20 protein-coding genes and 3 pseudogenes are annotated in these 21,819 nt (G+C 71.8%); 12 read left to right on the plus strand and 11 right to left on the minus strand.

The window, feature by feature from the left end; all coding sequences use genetic code 11:
• Window positions 1-57: 57 nt before the first annotated feature.
• The 4 genes from PV682_RS33260 to PV682_RS33275 all read left to right on the plus strand — a co-directional run bounded on the left by PV682_RS33260 (window position 58) and on the right by PV682_RS33275 (window position 3,094).
• Window positions 58-414 (plus strand): hypothetical protein, encoded by a 357-nt coding sequence (locus PV682_RS33260; protein WP_319735486.1) that lies wholly within the window; start codon window positions 58-60, stop codon window positions 412-414.
• A 172-nt stretch (window positions 415-586) separates the two neighbouring features.
• On the plus strand, window positions 587-1,330 hold the full coding sequence (locus PV682_RS33265; RefSeq protein WP_319735487.1) for a sugar phosphate isomerase/epimerase family protein: 744 nt from the start codon (window positions 587-589) through the stop codon (window positions 1,328-1,330).
• 1 nt (window position 1,331) lies between these two features.
• Window positions 1,332-1,991, plus strand: coding sequence for a ThuA domain-containing protein (locus tag PV682_RS33270; protein WP_319735488.1), 660 nt, complete (start codon window positions 1,332-1,334; stop codon window positions 1,989-1,991).
• Window positions 1,976-3,094, plus strand: coding sequence for a Gfo/Idh/MocA family protein (locus PV682_RS33275; RefSeq protein ID WP_319735489.1), 1,119 nt, complete (start codon window positions 1,976-1,978; stop codon window positions 3,092-3,094). The genes PV682_RS33270 and PV682_RS33275 overlap by 16 nt, the downstream gene beginning before the upstream one ends.
• A gap of 377 nt (window positions 3,095-3,471) precedes the next feature.
• Here the strand turns inward: PV682_RS33275 and PV682_RS33280 are convergent, their stop codons facing one another.
• The 5 genes and pseudogenes from PV682_RS33280 to PV682_RS33300 all read right to left on the minus strand — a co-directional run bounded on the left by PV682_RS33280 (window position 3,472) and on the right by PV682_RS33300 (window position 9,479).
• The gene (locus tag PV682_RS33280; protein ID WP_319735490.1) at window positions 3,472-5,664 is read right to left on the minus strand and encodes a xanthine dehydrogenase family protein molybdopterin-binding subunit; all 2,193 of its coding nucleotides are present in this window, start codon (window positions 5,662-5,664) and stop codon (window positions 3,472-3,474) included.
• Window positions 5,661-6,641 (minus strand): FAD binding domain-containing protein, encoded by a 981-nt coding sequence (locus PV682_RS33285; protein WP_319735491.1) that lies wholly within the window; start codon window positions 6,639-6,641, stop codon window positions 5,661-5,663. The genes PV682_RS33280 and PV682_RS33285 overlap by 4 nt, the downstream gene beginning before the upstream one ends.
• 7 nt (window positions 6,642-6,648) lie before the next feature.
• Window positions 6,649-7,254: a (2Fe-2S)-binding protein gene (locus PV682_RS33290; protein ID WP_319735492.1), complete on the minus strand. Its 606-nt coding sequence runs from the start codon at window positions 7,252-7,254 to the stop codon at window positions 6,649-6,651.
• An 80-nt stretch (window positions 7,255-7,334) separates the two neighbouring features.
• Window positions 7,335-8,240: pseudogene (locus PV682_RS33295) on the minus strand (XdhC family protein).
• A 318-nt stretch (window positions 8,241-8,558) separates the two neighbouring features.
• Window positions 8,559-9,479 carry a helix-turn-helix transcriptional regulator gene (locus PV682_RS33300; protein ID WP_319735493.1) on the minus strand — a complete coding sequence of 307 codons (921 nt, stop codon included), beginning with the start codon at window positions 9,477-9,479 and terminating at the stop codon, window positions 8,559-8,561.
• Between the two features lie 163 nt (window positions 9,480-9,642).
• Here PV682_RS33300 and PV682_RS33305 point away from each other — a divergent pair.
• Window positions 9,643-10,368: pseudogene (locus PV682_RS33305) on the plus strand (aldehyde dehydrogenase family protein); the annotation flags it as partial.
• Between the two features lie 108 nt (window positions 10,369-10,476).
• Entirely contained in the window at window positions 10,477-10,638 is a 162-nt protein-coding gene (locus tag PV682_RS33310; RefSeq protein ID WP_407705781.1) for a hypothetical protein, read from the plus strand.
• Between the two features lie 35 nt (window positions 10,639-10,673).
• Here the strand turns inward: PV682_RS33310 and PV682_RS33315 are convergent, their stop codons facing one another.
• Window positions 10,674-11,561 carry an SCO6745 family protein gene (locus tag PV682_RS33315; protein WP_319735494.1) on the minus strand — a complete coding sequence of 296 codons (888 nt, stop codon included), beginning with the start codon at window positions 11,559-11,561 and terminating at the stop codon, window positions 10,674-10,676.
• Between the two features lie 155 nt (window positions 11,562-11,716).
• A complete protein-coding gene (locus PV682_RS33320) occupies window positions 11,717-13,000 on the minus strand; it encodes an endonuclease domain-containing protein (protein ID WP_319735495.1) in 1,284 nt (427 codons plus the stop codon).
• A 133-nt stretch (window positions 13,001-13,133) separates the two neighbouring features.
• Here PV682_RS33320 and PV682_RS33325 point away from each other — a divergent pair, with 133 nt between their 5' ends.
• Both PV682_RS33325 and soxR read left to right on the plus strand, forming a co-directional pair.
• Entirely contained in the window at window positions 13,134-14,615 is a 1,482-nt protein-coding gene (locus PV682_RS33325; protein ID WP_319735496.1) for an MFS transporter, read from the plus strand.
• A 39-nt stretch (window positions 14,616-14,654) separates the two neighbouring features.
• A complete protein-coding gene (soxR, locus tag PV682_RS33330; RefSeq protein ID WP_319735519.1) occupies window positions 14,655-15,125 on the plus strand; it encodes a redox-sensitive transcriptional activator SoxR in 471 nt (156 codons plus the stop codon).
• Window positions 15,126-15,151: 26 nt separating this feature from the next.
• Here soxR and PV682_RS33335 read toward each other — a convergent pair whose 3' ends face one another.
• On the minus strand, window positions 15,152-16,945 hold the full coding sequence (locus PV682_RS33335; protein ID WP_319735497.1) for a pentapeptide repeat-containing protein: 1,794 nt from the start codon (window positions 16,943-16,945) through the stop codon (window positions 15,152-15,154).
• A 143-nt stretch (window positions 16,946-17,088) separates the two neighbouring features.
• On the minus strand, window positions 17,089-17,847 hold the full coding sequence (locus PV682_RS33340) for an SDR family NAD(P)-dependent oxidoreductase (protein ID WP_319735498.1): 759 nt from the start codon (window positions 17,845-17,847) through the stop codon (window positions 17,089-17,091).
• Between the two features lie 132 nt (window positions 17,848-17,979).
• Here PV682_RS33340 and PV682_RS33345 point away from each other — a divergent pair, with 132 nt between their 5' ends.
• Window positions 17,980-18,663, plus strand: coding sequence for a TetR/AcrR family transcriptional regulator (locus PV682_RS33345; protein WP_319735499.1), 684 nt, complete (start codon window positions 17,980-17,982; stop codon window positions 18,661-18,663).
• 75 nt (window positions 18,664-18,738) lie between these two features.
• Here PV682_RS33345 and PV682_RS33350 read toward each other — a convergent pair whose 3' ends face one another.
• A complete protein-coding gene (locus tag PV682_RS33350) occupies window positions 18,739-19,107 on the minus strand; it encodes a bleomycin resistance protein (RefSeq protein ID WP_319735500.1) in 369 nt (122 codons plus the stop codon).
• A 120-nt stretch (window positions 19,108-19,227) separates the two neighbouring features.
• Here PV682_RS33350 and PV682_RS33355 point away from each other — a divergent pair, with 120 nt between their 5' ends.
• Both PV682_RS33355 and PV682_RS33360 read left to right on the plus strand, forming a co-directional pair.
• Window positions 19,228-19,701 carry a carboxymuconolactone decarboxylase family protein gene (locus tag PV682_RS33355; RefSeq protein WP_319735501.1) on the plus strand — a complete coding sequence of 158 codons (474 nt, stop codon included), beginning with the start codon at window positions 19,228-19,230 and terminating at the stop codon, window positions 19,699-19,701.
• A gap of 118 nt (window positions 19,702-19,819) precedes the next feature.
• On the plus strand, window positions 19,820-20,743 hold the full coding sequence (locus PV682_RS33360; RefSeq protein WP_319735502.1) for an RNA polymerase sigma-70 factor: 924 nt from the start codon (window positions 19,820-19,822) through the stop codon (window positions 20,741-20,743).
• Window positions 20,744-20,793: 50 nt separating this feature from the next.
• On the opposite strand, the gene PV682_RS33365 is transcribed toward PV682_RS33360, so the two are convergent.
• Window positions 20,794-21,030 (minus strand): hypothetical protein, encoded by a 237-nt coding sequence (locus PV682_RS33365; RefSeq protein WP_319735503.1) that lies wholly within the window; start codon window positions 21,028-21,030, stop codon window positions 20,794-20,796.
• 83 nt (window positions 21,031-21,113) lie between these two features.
• On the opposite strand from PV682_RS33365, the pseudogene PV682_RS33370 reads away from it, so the two are divergent.
• Window positions 21,114-21,704 (plus strand): annotated as a pseudogene (locus tag PV682_RS33370) (SDR family NAD(P)-dependent oxidoreductase); the annotation flags it as partial.
• Between the last annotated feature and the right edge of the window lie 115 nt (window positions 21,705-21,819).

Below are 21,819 nucleotides of genomic sequence, written 5' to 3' on the forward strand. Positions count from 1 at the left end.
GTGGAATTTCCATACTGAACATGCCGGGAAATCGGTTCCAGAAGGATTAGGTAAACGATGAAGAAGAACATAGCTCAACGTCTTTTCGTGCCAATGGCCCTCACATCCGCGATAGCCGCCGTCGCTCTGACCGCTGCTCCCGCGTCGGCCGCTTCGGTCTCCATCAACGTCGCCGCCAATCGAATGCCTCAGGGGGCGGCCTGTGTTTACGTGACGGACATTACGACCGGTGCAACCGCCAACGCGGGCGGTGTCCGGTTTACACAGGGCAGGAGCGTCACGGTCAGGATGGGTATCAATTCGGGTGACAACCTGTCCTTCGAGTGGCACGGAAGGGACTGCGCCGGATCGGCACTGCGGATCGACTTCCTCAGGGCTCCGTCCCCTCTGCCGACCGTGTGGAACATCAACTGACGTTCGCGGTGAGCTGAGGTGCTGGCACATCGCGGCCCGGCGCCCCTGCACGGGCGCCGGGCCGCTCCGAGTCAAGGTCCCGCTCCAACGGCAGCGGGTATCCGGCGCCCTCTGTCGCGGGATCCCCGGTTCGTGTGAACCTCCTTGCAGATCAACACTGTTGAGGAGTCGCATGTCGAATCGTGAGGTATCCCTTCAGCTCTACACACTTCGCTCCCTCCTCGAAGAGGACGTGGAGGGCACGCTCGCCCGCGTCGCCGAGATCGGCTACACCACCGTCGAGCCCTACGGCTTCGTCCACCGGGCGGAGCGAATAGCGGACGCGCTGACCGCGCACGGGCTGTCCGCGCCGACCGCGCACGTGCCGCTGCTGTCGGACGACCGGCCCACCGTCTACGCCGCCGCACGCCGCCTGGGCGTCGGCACGCTCGTCGTGCCGATGGTGGCGCCCGAGCGCTGGCGGACCAGGGAGGGCATCGAGGGCCTCGCCGCGGACCTGAACCGGGTGGCCGTCGAGGCCGCCGACCACGGGTTCACCGTCGGCTACCACAACCACCACTTCGAACTCGAACTCCACCAGGACGGCACGCACGTCCTGGAGATCCTCGCCGACCGCCTGGCGGACGGGGTGGTCCTCGAAGTCGACACGTACTGGGCGGCCGTCGGCGGCGCGGACGTACCGGCGCTGCTGGGCCGGCTCGGGGACCGGGTCGCCGCCCTGCACGTCAAGGACGGGGACCGCACGCTGAACACCAAGGCGCAGGTGGCCGTCGGCGACGGTGTACTCCCGGTCGAGGAGATCCTCGCCGCCGCCCCGGACGCGCTGCGCGTCGTCGAACTCGACGACTTCGACGGGGACATCCTCGACCCGGTCGCGAGGAGCCTCGGCTTCCTCAGCGGCCTGAAGGACGGCTGACGTGACCACCAAGCACGCCCTCGTCGTCCGCGGCGGCTGGGAGGGGCACGTCCCGGTCCCGGCCACCGATCTGCGCGCCGCCGACCTCAAGGAAGCCGGGTACCAGGTCACCGTCTCCGACTCCCTCGACAGCTATCTCGACGAGGACCTCCTCGCCGGCACCGATCTGATCGTGCAGTGCTGGACGATGGGCGAGATCACCCGCGACCAGATGACCGGCCTGTCCCGGGCGGTCCGCGCCGGGACGGGGTTCGCGGGCTGGCACGGCGGGATCGTCGACGCGTTCCGCGCCGAGCCGCGATACCACCTGATGACGGGCGGCCAGTTCGTCCACCACCCGCGTGAGTACTGCACCTACCAGGTCAGGCCGCTGCCCGGGGCGGCCGGCCATCCCGTCGTCGAGGGGCTCACCCCGTTCCTCGTCACCACCGAGCAGTACTACCTGCACATGGACCCGGCCGTGGAGGTCCTCGCGGTGACCGACTACCTCGACGACCCCGAGCACCCCGAACTCGCCGGCACCGTCGTCCCCGTCACCTGGACCCGCTCCTGGGGCGCGGGCCGCGTGTTCGTCACCGCGATCGGCCACACCCTGGACGACCTGGCCGTACCCCAGGTCCACTCGATGATCACGAAGGGCATGACATGGGCGACCCGCTGACCCCGCACCCCGCGCTCCGCGTCGGCCTCGTCGGCGCCGGCAAGATCAGCGACGCCTACCTCACGACCCTCGCGGAGCTGAAGAACCTGCGCCTGACGGCCGTCGCCGACCTCGACCCCGAACGCGCCCGCGCCGCCGCCGCGAAGGCACCCGGCGCCCGTACGGCGACCCTCGACGAGCTGTACGACGCCGAGGACGTCGACCTCGTCCTGAACCTGACGATCCCCGCCGCCCACGCGACGGTCGCCCACGCGGCCATAGCCGCCGGCAAGCACGTCTACGGCGAGAAACCCCTCGCGACCACCACCCCCGCCGCCCGTGCGCTGCTGGACGCCGCCGCCGAGGCCGGCGTCCGGGTCGGCTGCGCGCCGGACACGGTCCTCGGCACCGGCGTACAGACCGCCCGGGCGGCACTGGACGCGGGGGACCTCGGGGTGCCGGTCGCGGCGAACGCGTTCATGGTCAGCTCGGGGCCCGAACGCTGGCACCCGGACCCGGAGTTCTACTACCAGCCCGGCGGCGGGCCGCTCCTCGACATGGGCCCCTACTACCTGACCTCGCTGGTGACCCTGCTGGGGCCGGTGCACCGCGTCGTCGGCATGTCCTCGACACCCCAGACCGAACGTTTCATCGGCCAGGGGTACCGGGCCGGGACGAGATTCCCCGTCGAGGTCGCCACCCACGTCACCGGAGTCCTCGAACACCGCTCCGGCGCCCTGTCCACGCTGGTGATGAGCTTCGACGTGTGGGGCAGCACGCTTCCCCGCATCGAGGTCCACGGCTCGGACGGCTCGCTGTCCGTACCCGACCCGAACCGGTTCGACGGACCGGTCCAACTCTTCCGGGCCGGCGCCCAGGAGTGGGCGGACCTTCCGGTCCTCGGCGGCTACCGCGACGCCGCCCGGGGCTACGGCGTCGCCGACCTCGCCCGCGCCCTCTCCCGGGGCGAACCGCACCGCGCCGACGGCGAACTCGCCTACCACGTCCTCGACATCATGGAGTCCCTGCTCGCCGCGGCCGACAGCGGCTCCTCGGTCACGGTCTCCAGCGACTGCGCACGCCCGGCGGCGGTCCCGGCGGACACCCGCCCCGAGGAACACTGACGGCTCCCCTCGGCATCCCCTTCGCCGGCCGGTGAGTGCGGCCGGCGAAGGGGATACCGGTGAGCCGCCGCGCCGTGGTGCGTGGGGTGAGGTGGTGGCCGGGCAGGCTGTCCATCGACTGGTAGAGGCCAGCGGCTGTGCCGTCCCAGCGGTCTCCTCACCCGCCGATCACGCTCACCTCGGCTCCGTGCGGTGAGCGGGCCGGATCGGCCCGGCCGGCGGCTTGTTCCGGCGCGCACCGACTGTCCTGCTTCTTCCGCGAGAGCAGCGCGATGCTGTGCGGGGACGCCAAGGACCGTGTGGAGGACATCCTCCAGGCACGGGCGGTTGACGATTCCGGCGCTGGGGGAGCGGAGTTGCCGCACGGCGGCCGACGCTCAGAGCAACGCCTCCGGTGTGATGGGCAGTTCGCGGATGCGGCGGCCGGTGGCGTTGAAGACGGCGTTGGCGATGGCGGGGGCCACGCCGACGATGACGATCTCGCCGAGTCCTTTGACGCCGATGGGGTCGGCTTTGTAGTCCTCCCCGTCGATGTAGACGGCCTTGAGGTCGGTGGGGGTGTCGGCGTGGACGGGTACGAGGTAGTCGGCGAGGTTGGCGTTGACGATGCGGCCGTCGCGGTGGTCGGTGACGGTGTGTTCCAGGAGGGCCTGGCCGATGCCGCCGACCATGGCGCCGATGGCCTGGCTGTCGGCGAGTCTCGGGCTGATGATCCGGGCCGCGTCGTACACGCCGACCATGCGCCGCACCCGGACCAGCCCGAGCCGCGCGTCGACCGCGACCTCCGCGAAGGTCGCGGCGTAGGCGTACAGGGAGTACCTCTCTGTCTGCGGCGCGCCGGCGTAGGAGCCGAGCGTTTCGAGGTGGGTGAGGTGGTGGCGGTCCAGCAACTGCCGGTAGGTCTCCCCGCGCGCGGGGTCGTCCTTGGCGTACAGCCGGCCGCCGCGTACCACGACGTCGGCGGGATCTGCCCGGTGCAGCGGTGATGCTTCGTCCCCGACCGCGAGCGCGATGGCCCGGCCCCGCAGTCTGTCGCAGCCGTCCTGGACGGCGGAGCCGACGCTGGCCATGGTGCGGGAGCCGGCGTGGAAGGTGGTCGGGGGCATGAGGGAGTCGCCGAGGCGGAAGGTGACCTTGCGCATGGGCAGGCCGAGGGCGTCGGCGGCGACCTGGGTCATGGAGGTGGCGGTGCCGGGGCCCATGTCGCTGGTGGCGGACTGGAGCAGGGCGGTGCCGTCGGCGTCGAGCCGGACCGAGACCTGGGCCTCGCCGCGCTGGGTGTCGTAGACGTCGGCGGCCATGCCCATGCCGATGAGCCAGTCGCCGTCGCGCGTCGAGCGGGGCTTAGGGTTGCGGCGGTGCCAGCCGAACTCGCGGGCGCCGACGCGGTAGCAGTCGCGCAGGCGGCGGGTGGAGAACGGCAGGTTGGTGGACTCGTCGTCGGAGGGTTCGTTGCGCAGCCGCAGTTCGATCGGGTCGATGCCCAGATTGTGGGCGAGTTCGTCCATCGCCGTCTCCATGACGAAGGCTCCGTTGGTGTACCCGGGGCCGCGCATGAAATACGAGGTGCTCACGTCCAGCGGCACGGTCGCGTACACCTGGCGGACGTTGGGCGTGCTGTAGAGCATCCGGCCGGGGACGAGAACGAGTTCGCTGTAATTCTCGTAGCGGGAGGTCTCGCCGCGGACGTCGTGCGCCGACGCGGTGAGGCGGCCCCGCCGGTCGCTGCCGAGGCGCAGCGCGTACTCGTAGGCGGGCCGGTAGCCCACACCGGCGTACGTCTGCTTGCGGGTGAGCGCGAGTTTCACAGGGCGCTTCACCTCGCGGGCGGCCATGGCCGCGATGACGGAGTGCACCCAGGTATGCCCGGCGCTGCCGAAGCCGCCGCCGACGAGCGGGGCGATGACACGGACCTTGTCCGGTGCCATGCCGAACTCGGCGGCCATGGCGTTCACGGTGCCGAACACCCACTGGGTCTTCTCCCAGAGGGTGAGCCGGTCCCCGTCCCAGCGGGCGACGGTGCCGAATGCCTCCATCGCGTTGTGGTGGTTGCGGGCCGTCTTGTAGGTCAGGTCCAGCGTGACGTCGGCGGTCTCCAGGGCCTTGGCCGCGTCGCCGCGCGCATAGGTCTCGGGCTCGTTCTCGGAGTCGGCGACGGCCATGTCGGTCGTGGAGGGCCGGGCGTCGTAGGTGACTTTCACCAGGCTCGCGGCGTGCTGGGCGACCTCCAGGGTGGCCGCCACCACGACGGCGACGGGCTGTCCGAAGAAGCGGACCCGGTCGTCCTGGAAAGCCCGCAGCGGCTCACCCGGTGGGAATCCACCCCCTTGCGGGGGCGGAAGCTTGGGCGCGTTGAGGTGGCTGAGCACCTTCACAACGCCGCTCTGGGCTTCGGCGGCGCGGGCGTCGATACCGGTGATGCGGCCGAGGCTGACGGTGCTGTTGACGATGACCGCGTGCACGACCCCGTGGGGGCTGTTGTCGGCGGCGTACTTCGCTCTGCCGGTGACCCTCAGCCGTGCGTCGACCCGGGCGACGGACGCGCCGACGGCTGCCTGGGGCTGGCTCACTTGGTGCCTCCTACGGTGCGCAGCTGGCGTTCGACGGTGCGCTTGAGCAACTCGACCTTGAAACCGTTGTGCTGGAGAGGGTGGGCTCCGTCCGCCGCGTGTCCGGCCGCCTCTGCCCACAGGGCCTTCGAGGGCCGCTCGCCGACGAGGCGGCGTTCGACGGCGGGGAGCTTCCAGGGGACGGTGCCCACGCCGCCTGCGGCGACCTTCGCCGTGCGGATCACGCCGCCGCGGATGTGGAGGGCGACGGCGGCGGAGGTGAGGGCGAACTCGTAGGACTGCCGGTCACGGACCTTCAGGTAGCCGGACCTGAGGGGGCGCGGCAGGGCGGGGATCTCCACGGCGGTGATCAACTCGCCCTCGTGCAGGGCCTGTTCGCGGTGCGGTGTGCTGCCGGGCTTCAGGAGGAAGGCGGCGAGCGGGACGGTGCGTGCGCCGTCCGGGCCCAGCAGGTGCACGCTCGCCTCCAGTGCCGCGAAGGCCACGGCGGCGTCGGAAGGGTGCGTGGCCACGCAGGCCTCGGACGTGCCCAGGATCGCGTGGGTACGGTTGACGCCCTCGCGGGCCGCGCAGCCGGAGCCCGGCTCGCGCTTGTTGCAGGCCGCGGACACGTCGCGGAAGTACGCACAGCGGGTGCGCTGCATGAGGTTGCCGCCGATCGTGGCCATGTTCCGCAGTTGGGGCGAGGCGCTCAGCTCCAGTGCCTGGGAGACGACGGGGAACAGGGCGCGGACCGTGGGGTGCGCGGCGGCCTCGGCCATCCGCACCAGGGCGCCGATCCGCAGCCCGCCGCGTCCGGTGGCCGTCACCTCGCGCAGCGGCAGGGCGCTGATGTCGACCAGCGTCCCGGGGCGTTCGACGGTCTCGCGCATCAGGTCGACCAGGGTCGTGCCGCCGGCGATGTACCGGCCGCCCCGCGTGCCCGCGTCGAGTGCCTCGCGGGTCGTGGACGCTTTGCTGTAGGCGAAGGGGTACACCGGGGCCTCACTTCCCGCGCGCGGCGGTCTGCTCGACCGCGCGCACGATCTTGACGTAGCAGCCGCAGCGGCACAGGTTGCCGCTCATCCACTCCCGGATCTCGTCCGTGGAGCCGGCATGTCCTTCTTGGATGCACGCGGTACCGGACACGATCTGGCCGGAGGTGCAGTAGCCGCACTGGTAGGCGTCCTGGTCGATGAACGCCTGTTGCAGGGGGTGGAGTTCGTCGCCGTCGGCCAGGCCCTCGACCGTGGTGACCTCGGCGCCCTCCAGCCGCACGGCCAGCGTCAGACAGGAATTGACCCGGCGTCCGTTGACCAGGACGGTGCAGGCCCCGCAGGCACCGGCATTGCAGCCCTTCTTGCTGCCGGTGAGGTCCAGGTGCTCGCGCAGCAGGTCCAGCAGCGAGGTGCGGTTGTCGACGGTGACGGTCCGCCGGACGCCGTTGACCGTCAGGGAGACCCGGCTGCCCGGCGGCGCCTCGGCGGCGGCGGTCGCGGGCGGCGCGGTGATCAGACCGCCGGCCACAGTGGTCGCCGCGATGAAGGTACGCCGGGTCGGCGCCGAGGCGGATTCGGCTGATGGAGATGGGGCGGGAACTTCGGTGGACATGTCCACTCCCTCGTGGGGGACGGATGGTTGGGGCGCGGGCACGCGGTGGTGCAGTCGCTCGTGGAGATGGGGCTCGGCCTTCAGTCGACTCCCGCCCCGGCGCGGTGGTGGGGCGTCTGGGTGCCGGTGAGGGGGATGCCGTGCCGGGCGGCGATGAACTCGGCGGTGATGGACAGGGTGGACACGTCGGGGGTACGGGACCCCGGGGCGAGCCCCGATGGGTGAGCAGAGCCGGGCCAACTCCCGTTCACCCAGACCGGCTTCGCGCAGTGCGATCCCGGGTGGCGAAGGAGGTGCGGGCGTCGTACACAGTGACGTGATAGCCGAGGAATGTGCTGCCCGGACCAGTGCCGCAGCGAAGTCGATCACGCGGGGCGAAGGCGTGTTCACCGCGCCGAGCAGGGTGAGGCCGTCGGGCCGGTGGGATCCTCCCCAGGACTCCGTCCCGAAGAGCCTCCATCTCGCTTCGCTCGCGGAGATCTCGACCGTGCCGGTACGGCTGGCTTCCAGCAAGGCACGCGCCTGGGCGGCCACGGTCCGGTCCAGGGTGGCGCGGTCGCCTCCGTACGCTCCTTCGTTGGTGCCGTGGGGGCGTAAGTGCAGGCTCTTGCCCAGGAGTTTGGCGGACCGCGGATCACCCGGGCGAGGGCTACCGGTTCGCCCCGAAGGGCGTCGGCCAGGGCTGACCGGAACACCGCCCTGACCAGGACGTCGATGACCCCGCCACAGGTGAGACCGACGGCGGAGGCGTCCTCGTCGTGGTAGCCGAACCACTCGACCACGGTCCCGCCGTCATCGAGCGCTTGCGCGCACAGGTCCTGGACGACTCCTTCCACGCAACCGCCGGAGACCGACCCGATCGCGATGCCCTCGCCGTCGACGGCAAGCGCGGCCCCTGCCCCACCGCTGACGCCGACGACGCCGGCCAGGACGAACTCCCGCCCCTCCTCCAGCCGGTGGTTCAACTCCTCGGCCATGTCGAGCACTTGGACCTCCGTGGACAGGATGCGATGCATGGGGCGGGCAGGTGGTTCAACGCCCCACCAAAGGTTGCTCGCCCATTGTGTCCGTGGGACAGCCGTTGTACCTGGTACTGGCTGTCCTTCTGTCGCCCGGGGCATTGGCTGCCGTCGTGCCACGGGCCGAGGCTGAACGCATGACGATCCACGGAACCGTCTCGGTGTTGTCCACCGTGTGGATATGGAGGGCGCCGGAGTCGCCGCCGTCCGTGCCCCGGCCGCCGACTGGCCCTCGAAAACGAACGCTGGGCGTGGCTGACAGCCGACCACCAGTGATCGACTTGCTCAAGCCGTCCGTGACGGCGGCAGCCCTGCTCCCGTCGTTGTCGCGTCGGTGCCCCAGCTGGCCAGCAGCCGGAGTGCCTCGGCGGACGGGGAACCGGGTTCGGCGTGGTACGTCGCCAGGGTCTGTTCGTGGTCGTCGGCCAGGTGGAACGACTCGAGGCGGAGTTCGAGCTCGCCGACGAGCGGGTGGCGCAGGCGCTGGACGCCGTGGCACTTGTCCTTGACGTCGTGGGCGGCCCACAGCCGCCTGAACTCCTCGCTCTTAACGGAGAGTTCGTCCACCAGCGCGGACAGCCGGGGGTCGTCGGGATGGGAGCCGGCGTCCATGCGCAGCTGGGAGACGACGTCGTTCGCCTTGTGATCCCAGTCCGCGAACAGGTCGCGGTACTCGGGCCTGAGGAACACCAGCCGGGCCCAGTTCCGCTCGTGCTCGGGCAACTCGGCCCAGTCGCCGAAGACCGCCGCGGCCATCCGGTTCCAGGCGAGGATGTCCGAGCGCCGCCCCACGAGGACCGCCGGGCCGCCTTCCATCGTGTCCAGCAGCGTCCGCAGAGGGCCCCGTACGTGCTGGATGCGCCCGGCCGGCGGCTTCTTCTGTTTCGGCTTCGCCAGGTGCGTGAGGTGGGCGCGCTCGGCGTCGCTCAGCCTGAGGGCGCGGGCGATGGCGTCGAGGACCTCCGCCGACACGTACTGCCCGTTGCCCTGCTCCAGGCGCGTGTAGTACCCCACCGACGCCCCGGCCAGCTGCGCCAGCTCCTCACGGCGCAGCCCCGGCACCCGCCGGTGGCGCCCGAAGTCCGGCAGGCCCACGTCCTGCGGCTTCAGCCGGGCCCGCCGGGTGCGCAGGAACTCGCTGAGCTCGGCACGCGGGTCCAGAGCGCCGCCGGCGGGCTCGTACACCGGTTCGGGGTGTTCGTCCATGCCTCCGAGTATCCCCGGTCGGACGCACATCAGCCTGCACCAGCCAGTGGTAGGCACAGCGGAGGTGCATAGAGCCGTGACCTGGGTGAATACCGGATCGTCCAGCACGCTGGAGGCCGTGCCCGGCTGGCAGGCAGCCGGCGCGTGGTTCGCATTAGGAACGGAGTACACCGCCCACTTCGGTTCTACGGCCACGGCCGACACCACGTACGACCCGCTCGGGGTCGTCCTGGTGATCGCCCCGTGGAACTTCCCGCTGCACATCCTCATCGACCCCATCATCGGCGCGCTGGCCGCCGGAAACATCGTGGTGGCCAAGCCGAGCGAGATCTCGGTGCACACCTCGGCAGTGGCGTCACGCCTCCTGCGGCAGTACTTCGACGCCGATGTACTCACCGTCGTCGAAGGGGGAGCCGCGGAGACGACGGCCCTCCTGGCGCAGCGCTTCGACCACATCTTCTACACCGGCAACGGCACGGTGGGCCGGATCGTCATGGCTGCGGCAGCCAAGCACCTCACCCCGGTCACGCTGGAACTCGGCGGCAAGTCGCCGGTCTTCGTGGCGCCCGACGCCGACGTGGACGAGACCGCGAAGCGGCTGGTCGGCGCCAAGTTCGGCAACGCGGGGCAGCAGTGCGTGGCCCCGGACTACGTGCTGGCCGATCCCGCCACCGCCGCCGCGCTGGTTCCCGCCCTGCGTGCGGCGATCGAGGCTCAGTTCGGCACCAGCCCGCAGACCTCGGCCGACTTCGGCCGGATCATCAACGAGCGGCACTTCGACCGGCTCACCGCTCTGCTGGACTCCGGCCGGGCGGCGGTGGGAGGCCGGTACGACCGCGACGACCTGTTCATCGCACCGACCGTGCTCACCGATGTCGACCCGGCATCGTCCTGGCGCCGATAACCCGGGTCCGGGCACGCGTCGCAGGGGTACGTCGGTGAGCCGGGCATCGCCACCGACGAGCAGGCGGCCGGCTGGCAGCGGGTGTTCGAGGCGGTGCACGCCGACGCCGTGGTCGTCGGCCGGTCCCTCATTGCCGACCCCGACCTGGTCGAGCGCCGGCGGGGCGGCCACCCGCAGAACGAGCCGCGACCGGAACTGTTCTACGGGCCCGGCGCCGTGGGGTACACCGACTACCCCTTCCTCGAAACGGCTTGAGGACCGCGGTCACGCTTGTCCATGCGGCAGCTCCTTCATGCGCTCTCTTCGCTGAGCCGGGCGACCGCCCACGGCAGAAGTTCCTTGGCCAGCGCAAGGCTGAACGGCCGGACCAGGGAACGGAGTTCGGCGCAGGCGGCAGGGCCGAGCGTGACGTAGGGGAGGGCGGCCAGCTTGTCGGTGGTGTGCTCGATCTCCGCCCTGCGCCGCGTGCCGTCCTCGGTCAGGGCCAGGTCGGGGCCGTCGTCGAGCCAGCCGCGCTCGCGCAGGTCCTGGACGGCCTGTTCCCACTGCTCCGGCGTCCAGGCCCGCGAGTCGCGCAGCGTCGCCGCGCTGAGGTCGCCGGTGGCGGCGTGTGTGACGAGGGCGTCGAGCCCGCTCAGTCCGCCGGCCAGCAGCGCTGCCACGTGGCCGTCGCCACGGAACTCCCGCAGCAGGGTCTGCGCGTGCCAGAGCACGAGGTGGGGGGCGTCCGGCCACGGCAGCGCGGCGTGCGCGGCGAAGAGGGGGCGGCCTTGTGGATGGCGCAGGGTCGCTTCAGCGGCGGTACGGGCCAGTTCCGCCGCGCGGGCCAGCGCCGGTGAGGAGATGTCCGCGCCGAGGATGCGGCGGAGCGTGGCGTCGATCCCGGCGAGCCGGGCGGCGGTGAACTGCTGCGGCGTGGCGGCTTCCCATGCCGCGGGTATGGCGCGGCGTACCAGGTGGGGATTGAAGTTGTAGAACGTGGCGATGACCAGCTCCGCCGGAGCGGCGCCGAGCGCGGCGGAGCGGGACGCGAAGTAGCCCGTCCTGGCGTCCACGCCCAACTCGGCGTACTGGGCTGCGGATTCGGGCGAGAAGTAGACGGCCCCGTGGTAGGGCTCGAGAATTCTCCAGGTCTGGCGTGCGAAGGCCAGGCTGTCGTGGTCCGTGTTCTGCGTCATGCGGGGTTTGCCGTCCTGTGGTGGATGAAGTGTCGCTGTTCATCGAGCACACGACGGCGCGTGGGGCACGCCCCGTCGTACCGCCTGGTCGGTACGCTATCGGAGAGCGGCTCCGGCAGCTACCGCCCCGCGGCCAGTTCTCTCCGGACGTCCGCTCAAAACAGTTCCAGGTCCCCGCCGTTGGTGTCCGCGACGACCGGCCGGGACTGGGCAGGGAGGCCGTCCAAGCGGTCGGGACCAGCTGCGGCGGCCACGGCAGGGGCCGTCTCGGCCAGCCAGGCACGGAACCGGTCGGAGGCTTCGCGGTAGGGGACTCGCGCCAGGACACGGTGCTCGCCCGACGGACAGAAGTCGACGGAGACAGTGAGCAGGCAGGAACGGGGCGCGTTCTGACTGCCCGTCCAGGACACGCGCAGGACACCGCAGGGCTTGCGCCCGCGAGGGGCGCGGTGGGTCGGGCGCAGCGACCGGCAGGCTATGTGGGCGGTCCACGCGGCGAGGTGCGGCAGGGGCAGGGTGGTGCGTGCGCGGCAGCCGGGGCAGCGGTGCCAGTGCCGGAGCCAGTCGCCTGCGTCGGTGTCGAAGAGACGTGTGTAGCGGTTCGCCACGCGGATGTCGTTGCTGTACAGGTGGTCGGGGCGTTCCTGCGTGTTGCAGGACTGGCAGACGGGGGCGCGGACGTAGCCGTGTTCGTGGCAGTGGTCGAGGACGGTGGCGGGCGCGGTACGGCAGACGGCGCACGCCCACTGCGCCACCTTGCGGGAGGTGCCGGGCTTCCTGCTGAGCACCGAGTACAGCTGGCCTTCCAGTTCCTTGTCGTACGGGCGCGGTGAGGTGCTGGGGCCCGTCGCCCGCCGACCGTCGGCGTCTTCTCGGGCCTCGGTGACGGCCGCGCCTGCCTGGCGGGTCCGCGCGGCTCGTACCCACTGCGTTTCGGCGTGCTCGGCCGCGTCCAGCAGCCTCACCACAGCGCGCGGCAACCACCACGTGCGCTGCGTCCCGGCGCGGGTCCGCTCCACGAGCATCTGGCGCCAGTCGATCCCCGCCAGGTGGACGTCACGTCGCTCAGCCCGCTCGGGGCCGCCCAGTTCCCCCGAGATGCGCTGACGCCAACGCAGCGGCGTCCCCTCGTCGCACTCCCGCCCCGGCGCCTCACGAAACGGACCGACACGGACCAGGTCCCGCCGATCCATCTCGACCGCGTCCAGTTCCGCTGCCGCCCGCCGCACCTCGTCCTCCCGAACGCTCCACGGACCGGCACTCGCCCCCACCGTCGCCACCACCCGGCTGCCGAGCAGGACGTACCCCACCCGGGCATGAGTGAACGCCCCAGAAGCCGTCGGCACGGCACTGGCGGCCGTCAAACGGACCCACAGCGCGTCCGCGGCAGCCAGGGGGATCAGGCCGTCCGTGCGACCGGGCATGACACGCTCCGACATACCGACAGGCTAACGGCCTGCAACACGGCAACGGGTCCCAAGTACCGCGGTCAGCCAGGCCGTTTGCCCTCAACCGTGGTTGAGCTGGTGGGCTGCTCGCCACCCCGTCCGCCGAGGAGAGCGAGCAGTCGACGTGGAAGCCGCAGCAGCCGAAACAGGCACGCCCGAAACCGGATCACGGCCGTCGGCCCTGACTCTTCCGGTGGTCCTGGCCGGCGTGGCCCTCGTGGCCATGTCGATCTCCGGGACAGCGGTGGCCCTGCCGGCCATCGGCCGTGAGCTGGACACCTCCGGCTCGGCCCTGAACTGGGTCGTGGCCGGCTACAACCTGGCGTTCGCGGCGATGACGCTCCTCGCCGGTGCGACCGCCGACCGGGTGGGACACCGCCGGACGTTCATCGCCTCGGCGCTGGTCTTCTCCGGCGGATTCCTCGCGACCGCCGCGAGCCCGTCGATCGTGGTCACCGACGCCGCGCGCGTCGTCTCCGGCGCGGGCGCCGCCGGGATCATGGCCGCCGGGGGAGCGGTCCTCGCCTCCGCCTACGCGGGGGCGGCCCGCAACCGGGCGTTCGCGCTCATGGGCACCATGGCCGGGGCCGGCATCGCCGTCGGACCCACCCTGTCCGGCCTGCTGATCTCCGCGACCGGGTGGCGGGGAAGCTTCGCCGTGTTCACCGCTGTGGGCCTGCTGGTGGCCCTGGGTGCGACCCGGACCCGCGAGTCCCGCTCCGTCACGGGCCGCGCCGACCGGCTGGGCAGCGTCCTGTTCGTGGCCGCGCTCACCCTCCTGATGGCCGCGCTGCTGGAGGCCCCCGCGCTGGGCTGGACCCACCCCGGGGTCCTCGCCGCGGCAGTCGGCGGGCTCGGCGCGCTCGCCGTCTTCACCGCCGTACAGCGCCGCGGCGCCTCCCCTCTCCTGGACCCGGCCCTCCTCGCGAACCGCGGCTTCCTGGGCTGGAGTCTGGCCACCCTGACGACCTCGGCCGGATTCCTGGGCGTACTGGTCTTCCTGCCGACGTATCTCCAGACGGCCGCCGGCCTCACCCCCGCGGCGGCGGGCGCGGCGATGCTGTTCCTGACCGCTCCTGTCCTGGCCGCGCCCCTCGCTGCGGTCGCGCTCGTCAACAAGGGTGCCCCGGCACGCCTGTTGATCGTGCCGGCCCTCCTCCTGGTCACTGCGGGAAACCTCTCGCTGACAGCGCTCGGACCCGACGGCACGGTCCTGGTCGCTGCGGGCCCGCTCTTGCTGATCGGCATCGGCATGGGCGTGTCCTTCGGCATCGCCGACGGACAGGCGATGGCCCTCGTGCCCGCCGGATCCGTGGGCACGGCGGCGGGTTTCCTCAACACGTTGCGCGGGGCCGCCGAGGCCGTGGTGATCGCCGGGTTCGGGGCCGCCCTGCTCGGTCTCCTCGGCCATCGCCTGGGGGACGGCGGCCGGGCCGCGGCCGTCGGCGCCGGACGGCTCACCGACGCTCACCGGGACGCCGAGCTGGCCGCCCTCACCTGGTCATGGCACGTCACCCAACTGGGCATCGGCCTGCTGTGCCTCGTCCTGTCGGCCGTGGTCGCGGTGCTCGTCCACGGCCACCGCGCCCGGCAGCGGGCGGCCTGAGTGCCGACGTGACAACACGGTCCCGAGGACCACCTCCCCATCGGCGACGTCATCCGCCGGACCGGCGTATCCGCCTCCGCGCTGCACTTCTACGAGCGCAAGGGCCTGATCCTCTCCGCACGGGGCGCCGCCAACCAGCGGCTCTACCCCCGCCACATGCTGCGCCGCATCTCCTTGATCATCGTGGCCCGCCGTCTCGGCATCCCGCTCCGCGACGTCGCCGTGGTCTTCGCCACACTCCCCGCCGACTGCGCCCCCGCCCACGAGGACTGGCGACGCGTCTCGCTCGCGTGGAAACGGCAGTTGGAAGAGCGCCGCCGGGCGATCGAGGCCCTGGAACACGAACTCACCGGGTGCATCGGATGCGGATGCCTGTCCATGAAGGCGTGCCTGCTGCTCAATCCCGACGACACGCTCGGCCGCCAGGGCCCGGGGCCGGTCCGCCTCCAGAACACCGGCGCACAGGCCCGATCGGTCGGCCGTGCACCGTCACGAGACGACACGTCATGAGCCCGGTGTCGCCTGCCGTCCGCAGGTCAGTCCGTTTCCAGTGCGGACAGGAGGAGGGTGATGACGCGGGTCGCGGCGGACCACTGTTCGGAGGTGAGGCCGGGGAGGGCTTCGGTGACGGAGGGCGGGATGGGGAGGTTCTCGATGCGCCACGCCAGGTCGGAGACGAGGATGTCGGTGCCGGTGAGCTTCAGCCCGGACCTCTCCCGCTCGGGCGCGTACGAGGGGCCGGGCACCGTGCCGTACTCCAGGTGCCGGGCGGCGGCGAGGTTGTCCGGGGTCTGCGAGCCGGCCGCCAGCAGGGCCGCGCGGAACGCGGCGGTGAGGTCGGCGGGGGCCGGGGCGGCTCTGGCTGCCAGGAGAGTCCGGACCAGGTCCTGGGCGGTGCCGGTCGCTCGTACGGCACTGTCCGCGTGGAAGAGGCAGTGGTGCAGGGGGCCGTGGGGGAGGAGGGCGTCGGAGAAGTCGGCGGGGCCGTGGAAGGAGGCGCGCCCGTCGCGCGTGTGCGGCAGGGTGAACGACACGTGGCCGAACGCCGCGCCCGCGAAGGTCGTGCGCCCGTGGAACTGCGTACCGGTGAAGTCCCCGTACGCCAGACGGCACGCACGCGCGTCGAAGTCGATCAGTGTGGCTCCGGAGAGGTGCAGGTGGAGGTCCTCCCAGAACGGGCGGCCGGGGGAGGGGCGCGTACGGCCGGTCAGGAGGCGCTGGGCCTCTTGCCGTGTCCGGACGTCGGCGGACTGGGACGGGGTGGGCGTGCGGAGGTCGAAGGGCAGCGGCGTCCGCAGGTACGCGCACACGGTGTCCGCTACGCGCTGCCTCAACTCGGGCTTCGCGTCCCCGAGTTCGCCGAGAAGGCGGAGTCCGGTGAGGCGGGTCCCGGGGTCGGCGAGCTGGCGGTGGTACGGCGCGACGGACTCGTCGGGGACCAGGCTGCCCCCGTCGCCGACCGTGGTCCAGTCGAGGGGCCAGACCTGGTCCTCGCCGCGTGCCGTGTCGGAGAGCCTGGCGGCGGTGAGGTCGGCCGCGGGCTGCACGAGGTGGACCCGGCCACCGAAGACGGACGCGTGGAACACCGCCTCACCGCCGAAGCGGGCCTTCCAGAACCAGGCGGCTGCCTCGAACCGGGCGTACGCGAACGACACCCGGCCGTGGAAACGGGCCCCGTCGCCGCCCTCCTCCCAGCTCTGGTAGTCCTCCTCCGGTACGGCCACAGGCCAGAGCGGGTCGTCCTCGTTGAGTTCGTCCCAGACGACGGGACGCCATCGCTCGGCCTCCTCCCACGCCTCCTCGTCCTCGGGAAGCGTCTCCTCGCCCCGGCCGAACCAGGCGAGCCCCTGGAAGACGGCACCCGAGAAATCGGCACCCGCCCGGAACCGGGTACGCCCGAAGACGGCCGCGCCGCCGAACCGGACCCCCGCGAAGCGCGCATCGCCCTCGAAGACCGCCCTCTCGAACAGCGCCTCCCCGGCGAAACGGGCGCCGTCGAACACGGATACGCCGCGGAAGTGGGCGTCCGTGAAACGGGCCCGGCCGAAACGGCAGCCGCCGAAGCCGACGTCCGGCAGTACGGCGCCGGTCAGGTCGATGTCGAGGCAGACGCCATGGTCGTCGCGGTCGGCGTCGTCGGTGGTCGGACGGCGTGTCAGGTCGGCGAGCGCGGCGGCTGCCGCGGCCTGTTCAGCGGCTCGTACGACCGGAGTCCGCAGATAGGCGCAGACGGCGTCGGCCACGGCTTGCCGCTGCGCGGGACGCGCCTGGGCCAGTTCCTCCAACTCCCGCAACGCAGGGCGGTGTTCACGGATATCCGGTCCGGTCAAGCGGTCGACGGCACTCCGGTACGCCTCGGAAACCTCCGGCTGCATCCTCGTCGTCCCCCTGTTCTCGCTCTCTCGGGTCAACGTACCGACGCCGGAAGGCGCGCGTGCGGCGGGGCCGCGCACAACGCGCTGCCGCAGGGCCGTCACCGCGCCTTGTAGCCGCCGTCGACGTTCAGGATGGTTCCGGTGACGAAGGACGCGGCCGGAGAGGCGAGCCAGGTGATGGCTTCGGCGACCTCGGTGGGGCGGCCCATGCGGTTGAGCGGCTGGAGGGCGGCGATGCCGGCCTCGTCCCAGGTGCCGGCCTCGATCGCGGTGTTGAGGATGTCGGTTTTGATCGCGGCGGGGGCGACGCCGTTGATGCGGATGCCGTCGGTGGCGTACTCCAGTGCGGCGGACTTGGTGAGGCCGACCACGGCGTGCTTGGTGGCGGAGTAGTTGGCCGCGTAGCGCATGCCGCCCAGGCCCGCGATCGAGGCCAGGTTGACGATGGAGCCGCCGGGGGTGTCCTGGGCCAGCATCTGCTGGATCTGGTACTTCATGCCCCAGAAGACGCCGAGCACGTTCGTGGTGAGCATCTGCCGGAAGCGGCTGGTGGGCTCGTCGGCCATGCGGCCGGCGTCGAGGGAGATCCCGGCGTTGTTGACGGCGACATCGAGCCGGCCGAAGCGCTCGACGGTGGCCGCGACGAGCGCGGCGACGGACTCTTCGGAGTCGACGTCGGCGGCGACGAAGGCGGCTCGCCCGCCGTTGTCGCGGATCTCGCGGGCGACGGCTTCGCCCGCCTCCTCGCGGCGGCCGGAGACGACGACGGCGTGGCCCGCGCGGGCCAGCGCGAGGCCGGTCTCCTTGCCGATGCCGGTGGTGGCACCGGTGACCAGGGCGACGCTGGAAACGCTCATGACGGTGGACCTCTCTCGCGGACAGGGGAGCGCAGCCGGCGATCCCCCTCCAGGAGACCGCCGGTCTCTTGCGTTGAGAGTAAGAGACCATCGGTCTGATGTCAAAAGACCGGCAGTCTGTAACATGGGGGCATGACGACCTTCCAGCGGGCGCGCAGCGAGGAACAGCGGGAGATCCGGCGGCGGGCGATCCTCGACACCGCGGCGGCCATGCTCGACGAGATGCCCGTGGGCGCGCTCAGCCTGAACGAGCTGAGCCGGCGCGTGGGCCTGGCGAAGTCCAACGTGCTGCGCTACTTCGAGTCACGCGAAGCCGTCCTGCTGGAACTGCTGGACCGCGACTGGCGACAGTGGACGGCAACCCTTCCCGACCAGTTCGCCGCCTCCGTCACCCCCGGCGCCCCGCTGATCCGGCGCGGTGAGGAGTTCGCCGCCGTCCTGGCGCACTCCCTCGCGCACCACCGGGTGCTGTGCGACCTGCTCAGCGCCCAGGCGGGCGTCCTGGAGCACAACGTCTCCCCGGACGTGGCCGCCCGCTATAAACGAGCGGCCCTCGACAACGTCGCCGCCCTCTCCGCGCTCGCCCGCCGCCACCTGCCCGAACTCGGCGACCACGCCGACCGGTTCTGCGCCCAGGCCGTCATGGTGAGCGGCGCGGTGTGGACCCACGCCCGGCCGTCCGCCGCCATGCTCACCGCCTACGAGGCCGACCCCTCACTCGCCGCCCTGCGCATGGACTTCACCACCACCCTGGAGGAGACGCTGACAACCCTCATCGCGGGCACACTCACCCGGACCGAGCCCGGTACCCACTGACTCCGGCCGCCCAGGACGACGGCGATCGGCGCGGTACCCGCCGCGAAGCCGTCGAGGGCGCCGGGCCGGCACCCGTCAGGCCGACCGCGGTGACCCCACGCGGTGAGCCGTTCCGTCGGCGTCGACGTACGTGAATTCCCGGAGCCCGTACGGCGTGTCCTCAGGCTCGCCGAAACGGCCCTCGACACCGGAGTTCCGCCACTCGGCATGGACCGCGTCGGCGTCGCTCACGTAGAGGTAGACCACGGCACCGGTACGGGCGGGATCGTGCTCGGCCCACTCGGTGAGGTGCATCGATACCGACCCCCGCTCGACGAAGCCGTAACGATCCGGACCCTCGTAGGCGTGCGCCGCGAAGCCCAGGCGACGGTATCGCTCCAGAGCGGCGTCGAGATCACGGACGGGGACGACGGGGGCGACGCTCGTGAAGGCCACTTCTGTCATCCGCGCAGTCTCGCACGCGGGCCCGGGGTCGGGGAGACGTGGATCACATGGGCCCGTGTCACAGGGGGCCGGGCTGTCTCGTCCCAGGGGGTGTAGTCACCGACGAGCGAGGAGAACACGATGGAAGCGCGATTGAACTACTTCGCCAGCCCGACCGCGGCCAAGGCCCTCAAGCACCTCATGTCGGCGGGCAAGGTACTCAAGGAGTCGCCGCTGCCGGCCGCGACGCAGGAACTCGTGGCCCTGCGCGTGAGCCAGATCAACGGCTGCGCCATGTGCATCGACATGCACACCAAAGACGCCGCGGCGGCGGGCGAGACGCCGGTGCGGCTGCATCTGGTCGCTGCGTGGCGGGAGGCGACCGTCTTCACCGAGGCCGAGCGTGCCGCGCTGGAGCTGGCGGAAGAGGGGACCCGGGTCGCGGACGCCGCCGGCGGGGTCAGTGACGAGGTCTGGGCACGTGCCGCGAAGCACTACGACGAGGAGCAGCTCACCGCCCTGGTGGTCCTGGTGGGCTTCATGAACACGGCGAACAGGCTGAACATCATCGCCCGGCAGCCGGCCGGCGACTACGAGGTCGGGCAGTTCCACTGAACGGCGGTCGACGACCCGCCCGGGGCGCTGGGGCAGGCCCCGGGCACGGGATGTCGTACAGCCCTGCAGAAGGATCAGCAGAATGTGCCGTACAGGAAAGCTTCGAGGGGGACGCTGAATGGACAAGGCCGAGGAGTTCGAGGAGCTGCGGCCCCTGTTGTTCTCGATCGCCTACCGGATTCTGGGCAGCGTGAGCGAGGCCGAGGACGCGGTGCAGGAGACATGGCTGCGCTTCGACGGCTCGACGACCGTCCCCACGTCGCTCAAGGCGTTCCTGTCCGCCACGGTGACGCGGATCTCGATCGACGTGCTGCGCTCCGCGCGGGTGCGCCGGGAGGCGTACGTGGGCCCGTGGTTCCCCGAGCCGCTGCTGAGCGATCCGTACCAGGATCCGTCGCGTTCGGCCGAGCTGGCCGACTCGGTGTCGATGGCGGCGTTGCTGCTGCTGGAGCGGCTGAGCCCGCTGGAGCGGTCGGTGTTCGTGCTGCGGGAGGTGTTCGGCTTCGGGTTCGACGACATCGCCTCGGCGGTGGGGCGTTCGCAGGAGGCGTGCCGGCAGTTGCTGGTACGGGCGCGGCGGCACATGGAGGCCGGGCGGCCGAGGTTCGAAGCGGACCGCCGGCAGCGGCAGGAACTGGCGACGCGGTTCTTCGACGCCCTGCGCGAGGGCGACGTCGACGGCCTGCGGGATCTGCTGGCCGCCGACGTGCAGTTCGCCGGGGACGGCGGCGGCAAGGCGCCACAGCTGGCCAGGGCCGTGACCGGCGCCGGGAACGTGGCCAAGCTGCTGGCGTCCGTCGTCCCGCTGCTGGCGCGGATCGATGTGACGTTCGAGGCGCACGAGGTCAACGGCCAGCCCGGCGCGATCTTCCGCGACCGGGACGGCAAGGTCCTGCACGCCCTCGCCCTCGACGTGCTCGACGGGCAGATCCAGACCATTCGTTCCGTGATCAACCCCGACAAGCTCGGCCACCTCGGACCGGTCGCCGACGCTTGGGCCGTCGACGGCGAGGTGAAACAGGTCCGCCGACAGCTGAGGTGACCCCCCGCGTCCGCCTGTCCGGCGCTGCCGGGGTCGTGCAGGCGGGCCCCTCAGAGCCCGGTGACCGTGTCCGTCACCTGGTCGAGGAGGGTCCGGAGCCGTGCGGATCCGTCCGGACCGAGCGCGGTGGTGACCCGCTGTTCGACGGCGGTGATCTCGGCCTCGGCCGCGCGCAGTGCCGGGCGGCCGGTGTTCGTGAGGTGGAGTTCCTGGACGTGGCGGTGGCGGGGGTGGGCGCGGTGCTCGATCTGGTCGCGGCTCTCCAGGCGGGCGGCGAGGGAGGCCACGGCCTGGGGGTGACGTTGAGGCGGCGGGCCGCCTCCGCTCCGGTCAGGCCGGGTTCGGAGTAGACGAGGACCAGCAACTGGTAGTGCGCGACGGCCATGCCGAGCAGGCGCAGCCGCTGTTCTTTCAGCCCCTGCACCGCGACCTCGGTCCGGCGCAGGGCCCAGATCACGCGCTCCAGGGCGTCGGCGGCCACGGGTTCGCCCGCCTCCTCGCGCCCGACCACACCCTCGGTCTGGTCGCCCGCCGCACGAACCGCCTCGACGACCTCGCCGGCGAAGTCCGTATGGCCGTCGCCAAGGCGGAGGTCCTCGCCGCCGACCTCTCCTGCCGCGACGGCCTCGCCACGGTGACCGCACGCCTCGCCGCCGGGGACGTACGGCTGCTGATCAGCAACGCCGGAGTCGGCAGCTACGCCTCGCTCGCGGACGTCGCCCCGGACAAGGCCGACCGGCTGCTCACTCTCAACGCCGTCGCCCCCGTCCAGCTGGCCCGCGCGGCGCTGCCCGGCATGCTCGCCGCTGGCGAGGGCGCCGTCGTCACCGTCGCCTCGCTGCTGGCGTTCAGCGCCGGCCAGGACAACCCGCACATGCCGCGCCGCACCCTGTACGCCGCCGTGAAGGCGGCCACCGTCGCCTTCACCCGCACCTTGGCCGGCGAACTCACCGGCACCGGGGTGCGCGCCCTCGTCGTGTGCCCCGGGATCGTGGCGACGGAGTGGAACGACGGCTATGGCCACGGCGTCCCCTCGGCCACGTCCCCGCAGGATGTCGCCGCCGCCGGCCTCGCGG

Origin of the sequence: Streptomyces niveiscabiei (assembly GCF_033794345.1) — a bacterium.
GTDB classification, from domain to species: Bacteria; Actinomycetota; Actinomycetes; order Streptomycetales; family Streptomycetaceae; genus Streptomyces; species Streptomyces niveiscabiei.